The organism is Thermus sp. FJN-A (genome assembly GCF_054655095.1).
This window is the reverse complement of sequence record NZ_BAAHSC010000320.1, coordinates 1-236: the sequence shown is the minus strand read 5'-3', so window position 1 is coordinate 236 and position 236 is coordinate 1. Positions and strand designations below refer to the sequence as shown.

The window sequence follows — 236 nt, the reverse complement described above, 5'->3', positions numbered from 1 at the left end:
CCTCCCCGCCGCTGTGGACGCTCGGGGGAGATCAGCCTGTTATCCCCGGGGTAACTTTTATCCGTTGATCGATGGCCCTTCCACACGGGACCACCGGTTCACTAGGCCCGGCTTTCGCCCCTGCTCGGCTTGCAGGCCTCACAGTCAGGCTCCCTTCTACCCTTGCGCTCTCCGGCGGATTTCCGTCCCGCCTGAGGGAACCTTTGGGCGCCTCCGTTACCCTTTAGGAGGCGACC

1 rRNA gene is annotated in these 236 nt (G+C 64.4%); it reads right to left on the bottom strand.

Annotated features, from left to right (window positions below):
- Positions 1-236: ribosomal RNA gene (locus ACYQ0J_RS13900) — 23S ribosomal RNA — on the bottom strand; the annotation flags it as partial.